3 protein-coding genes are annotated in these 4,199 nt (G+C 71.6%); 2 read left to right on the top strand and 1 reads right to left on the bottom strand.

Going from position 1 to position 4,199, the window contains the following annotated elements; translation table 11 throughout:
- Positions 1-296: 296 nt before the first annotated feature.
- Entirely contained in the window at positions 297-653 is a 357-nt protein-coding gene (locus JM949_RS34130; protein ID WP_407664875.1) for a protein-tyrosine phosphatase family protein, read from the top strand.
- Between the two features lie 198 nt (positions 654-851).
- Here the strand turns inward: JM949_RS34130 and JM949_RS34125 are convergent, their stop codons facing one another.
- On the bottom strand, positions 852-3,134 hold the full coding sequence (locus JM949_RS34125) for an ATP-binding cassette domain-containing protein (protein ID WP_203152138.1): 2,283 nt from the start codon (positions 3,132-3,134) through the stop codon (positions 852-854).
- 166 nt (positions 3,135-3,300) lie between these two features.
- Between JM949_RS34125 and JM949_RS34120 the strand changes: the two genes are divergently transcribed.
- Entirely contained in the window at positions 3,301-4,029 is a 729-nt protein-coding gene (locus JM949_RS34120) for a MerR family transcriptional regulator (RefSeq protein ID WP_203152137.1), read from the top strand.
- Positions 4,030-4,199 lie beyond the last annotated feature (170 nt).

Raw genomic sequence — 4,199 nt, 5'->3', positions numbered from 1 at the left:
AACAAGGTGGGTGGCTGGCTGGTTGTGGAGGGTGTCGGTGTGACTCAGTGTCCCCGGGCCTCACCTAATATCGCCGTCGCGGAATACCGTTCGGCTGGAACCGCGTCGCGCCACTCGCCGAGAGGCGACCTGCACACCGACACCCAGCGCCGCCCCCGACCCCACCGGGCCGGGGGGCGGCGCTGTCTGCGTCGGGTCGGGCGGTCCGGACGGTGGCGCGGCACAATGTTCGGGTGACTGTCGTTCAACCATGGGCTGCGCAGTCGGGTGTCCTCGTACTGCCGAGTGGCGTGAGCGTGCGCGGACGGCGCGTCGCCGCGGAGACCACGCCCGCCGACTTCGCCGTGCTGTTGGCACCTGGTCCGGAGCCGGCGTGGCCGCACCGGCGGATCCGGTGGCCCGACTTCTGGGTTCCGCTCGACCGAGCCGAGGCCCTCGACGCCCTACGGGAGGCGCTGCGGCGGGCGCACGACGGTGAACGCGTCGAGGTGGCCTGTCGGGGTGGGGTGGGGCGTACCGGAACGGCCCTGGCGGCGTTGACGATCCTCGACGGTCTGCCGGTCGAGCGGGCGGTGCCGTGGGTCCGGACCGGCTACCACCCGAAGGCGGTGGAGACCCCCTGGCAGCGACGCTGGCTGCGCCGGGTCACCTGACCGCCGCAGGCGCCCCCCGCACCTCCGCACCGGCACCGCGCCCCACCGCACAGGCACCGGCACAGGGCCGCACCGGCACAGCACCGGCACCGGCACAGGGCCGCACGGCACAGGGCCGCACCGGCACCCGCACCGGCACGCACAGGCATCGTGCCGCGCGGCCCGACCGGATGGCCGAGCCGCTGCGTCACGGCGGCGTCATGCCTGGGTGCTGGATGTCGGGTCCCTCACGTACTCCCTCAGGTGGTCGGCGGTGAGGCTGTCGCCGTGGGCGACCAGTTCGGCGGGCGTGCCGGTGAAGACGACACGACCGCCGTCATGGCCGGCGCCCGGGCCGAGGTCGATGAGCCAGTCGGCGTGCGCCATCACCGCCTGGTGGTGCTCGATGACGATGACAGTGTTTCCGGCGTCGACCATGCGGTCGAGCAGCGCCAGGAGCTGGTCCACGTCGGCCAGGTGCAGGCCGGTGGTCGGCTCGTCCAGCACGTAGGTGGTGGTCTTCTCCGCCAGGTGGATGGCGAGCTTGAGTCGTTGCCGTTCTCCGCCGGACAGGGTGGTCAGCGGCTGACCGAGGCGCAGGTAGCCCAGCCCGACGTCGACCAGCCGGTTGAGGATGGGGTGCGGAAAGAACGCGTACGCCTCGGTGACCGACATGGCCAGCACCTCGCTGATGTTCTTTCCACGCAGCGTGTACGTGAGCACCGTGTCGGTGAAGCGTCGCCCCTCGCAGCGTTCGCAGACGCTCGCGACGCCGGCCATCATCGCCAGGTCGGTGTAGATCAGCCCGATGCCCTTGCAGGCCGGGCAGGCGCCCTCGGAGTTGGCGCTGAACAGGGCCGCCTTGACGCCGTTGGCCTTGGCGAAGGCGGTGCGGATCGGGTCGAGCAGCCCGCTGTAGGTGGCCGGGTTGCTGCGTCGTGAGCCACGGATCGGGGACTGGTCCACGATGACGACCCCGGACCGGCCGCGCAGCGACCCGTGGATCAGTGAACTCTTGCCGGAGCCGGCCACGCCGGTGACCACGGTGAGCACCCCGAGCGGGATGTCCACGTCCACGTCGCGCAGGTTGTGCAGGTCGGCCTGGCGGATGGGGAGCTGCCCGGTGGGCCGGCGTACCGCGTCGCGCACTGTCACCCGGTGATCCAGGTGCCGGCCGGTGAGCGTGTCCGAGCGGCGCAGGCCGGGGATGTCGCCGGTGAAGCAGATCCGGCCACCGTCGGCGCCGGCGCCCGGGCCGAGGTCGACCACGTGGTCGGCGATGGCGATGGTCTCCGGCTTGTGCTCCACCACCAGCACCGTGTTGCCCTTGTCGCGCAGCCGCAGCAGCAGGTCGTTCATCCGGGCGATGTCGTGCGGGTGCAGGCCGACGGTGGGTTCGTCGAAGACGTACGTGACGTCGGAGAGGCTGGAGCCGAGGTGCCGGACCATCTTGACGCGTTGGGCCTCGCCGCCGGACAGGGTGGCCGACTCGCGGTCCAGGCTGAGGTAGCCGAGGCCGATCTCGACCAGGGAGTCCAGCAGGTCCCGCAGGTTGGCGGTCAGTGGCGCCACCGCCGGGTGGTCGATGCCGCGGACGAACGCCGCCAGGTCGCTGATCTGCATGGCCGAGCAGTCCGCGATGCCGCGGCCGGCGATCCGCGCCGAGCGGGCCGCCGCGTTGAGTCGGGTGCCGGCGCAGTCGCCGCAGGTGGTGAAGGTGACGGCCCGGTCGACGAAGGCGCGGATGTGCGGCTGCATCGACTCGCGGTCCTTGGCCAGAAGGAGTCGCTTGACCTTGACCGCGAGACCCTCGTACGTCCAGTTGTTGCTGCCCACCTTGATCTTCGTGGCCGGCTTGTGCAGGAAGTCCTCCCACTGTTGTGGGGTGAAGTCCTGGAGCTTGACGTCCGGGTCGAAGAGGCCGGAGCCGACGATGGTCTGCCAGTACCAGGAGCCGACAGCGAAGTTGGGTGCGGTGATGGCCCCGTCGTTGAGCGAGCGCTCGACGTCTACCAGCTCGTTGACGTCGAGGTCGGAGACCCGGCCGAGGCCCTCACAGGTGAGGCACATGCCCTCGGGCAGGTTGAAGCTGAACGCCCCGGCACCACCGACCGGGGGATCGCCGAGCCGGCTGTAGAGGATGCGCAGCATGGCGTACGCGTCGGTGGCGGTGCCGACGGTGGAGCGGGAGTTGGCCCCCATCCGCTCCTGGTCGACGACGATGGCGGCGCTGAGGTTGCGCAGCGAGTCGACATCCGGCCGGTTGAGGTTCGGCATGAACGACTGGAGGAACGCGCTGTAGGTCTCGTTGATCATGCGTTGGGACTCGGCGGCGATGGTGCCGAAGACCAGCGACGACTTGCCCGAACCGGAGACACCGGTGAAGACGGTCAACCGTCGTTTGGGGATGTCGACCGAGACGTTGGCGAGGTTGTTCTCCCGCGCCCCGCGTACCTCGATCATGTCGTGACTGTCGGCGGCGGACCATGCTGGCTGCGACATACGAACCCTTCACGGAGTCGTGGCGGGACTTCGCCCCGCCGGGCACTGGCGGCTTCCATTGTCTCATTCATCCCCATGTAGAGGCTTTCGGCGAGATTCGCGCGCAGGGCCCAGCAGGACGCCCCGGAAAGTCTCAAATCACGTCGTAAGCGGTACGGTGATCCGCGTGGACGTCGCCTCGAAGGATCGGCTGCGCGCCGTCGACCTGGCGGCCACCGTCGGGATCTCGGTGCAGCAGGTGCGCAACTACGTCGAGCAGGGGGTGCTGCCGCCGGTGCGGCGCACCGCCAGCGGTTACCGGATCTTCACGGCCGAGCACGCGCGGGCGCTCACCGTGGCGCGGCGGCTGGCCGAGGGACACGGCTGGATCCGTACCCGGGAGGTCATGGCGGCGGTGCACTCCGGCGACCTGCCGGCGGCCCTGGCGGCGCTCGACGGCGGCCACGCCGAGCTGGACCGGGAGCGCGCCGAGATCCGTCGGGTGCTCGGCGCCTTCGAGACCGTGCTGGCCAGCCCGCCGGCGGCCCGGCCGGCCGCCCGCCACGGCGTCCGCATCGGCGAGGTAGCCGCGCTGGTCGGGGTCCGCACCTCGCAGCTGCGGCTGTGGGAGGAGCGTGGCCTGCTGCGGCCGGGCCGCACCCCGGGCACCAACTACCGGGTGTACGACGAGGCGGAGCTACGCGCCGCGCAGGTGATCGCGTTGCTGCGGCGCGGCGCGTACCCGTTCGAGATCATCGAGGCGGTGCTGGGTGAGCTGCGGACCACCGGCAGCCCGCAGCGGGTCCGCGCCGAGCTTGCCCGCCGTGAGCAGGAGCTGCACACCCGCAGCCTGCGGCGGCTGCGGGGCAGTGCCGCCCTGCACGACTACCTGCGCGGGCGCGGCGACGCGGGTTGACCGAGCGCGGGCATCCCGTCCCGCCGCGCGATCGACCTGACTAGGGTCGGGCACATGAGAGCTGCGCTGCTGGCGGCCACGACGACCGCCGTTCTGCTCGCTCCCGCGCCGGTCGCCGTGCCGGGAGCGTCCGCCGCGCCGACGCCGCGCTGCCCCCGGGTGCCGACGGC

The organism is Micromonospora tarensis, from assembly GCF_016803395.1.
GTDB lineage: Bacteria > Actinomycetota > Actinomycetes > Mycobacteriales > Micromonosporaceae > Micromonospora > Micromonospora tarensis.
The sequence above is the reverse complement of the archived record's forward strand: the minus strand, read 5'-3'. Positions and strand labels throughout refer to the sequence as shown.